The sequence below is a fragment of the Actinoplanes sp. ATCC 53533 genome (genome assembly GCF_003947245.1).
Map to the genome: position 1 here is coordinate 1 of NZ_QHHV01000630.1, position 532 is coordinate 532.

The 532-nt window shown below is 66.7% G+C and carries 1 protein-coding gene; it reads right to left on the bottom strand.

Going from position 1 to position 532, the window contains the following annotated elements:
• Nucleotides 1-354: Fic family protein (locus DMB66_RS66460; protein WP_199753333.1), on the bottom strand; the 354-nt coding region annotated here is incomplete at its 3' end.
• Between the last annotated feature and the right edge of the window lie 178 nt (nucleotides 355-532).

A 532-nucleotide genomic window follows, 5' to 3' on the forward strand; every position in this document is an offset into this window, starting at 1 on the left:
CTTGCTCCGCAGCATGGCCTGGGCGAGGGCGCGACCCGTGCGGCCGTTGCCGTCGACGAAGGGATGGATCGTCTCGAACTGGGCGTGTGCGGCCGCTACCTGAATCAGTACCGGCAGGTCGTCACGCTTCGCGAACTCGACGATGTCTTGAACGGCGTCCGGCACCCGTTCATGCTGTGGCGCGACAAAATCGGCACCGATCGGCCCGGCATTGTCCCGCCCGATCCAGACCGCCTCTTGCCGGAACCGGCCAGCGTGCTGCGTGAAGCCGGGCTGACGCCGCATCAGCTCGCCGTGCATGGTCAGGATCGCCGCTACTTCGATATTGTCGGAGAGCCGCAGGGCGGCTTCCATGGCGCGGACGTTGCCGATGACGGTATGGGCGTTCGACTTGTCGCTCTGGCCGAGCTCGGCGAGCGCCAGCTGCCGGGCGCTGGTCGTGAGGTTTTCGATCTGTGAGCTGGACGAGCTCTCAGTAGCCCTGGTCGGTCGGTGTCCACGACTGAGTCTCGTAGGTCGCGGCCGGGACGGG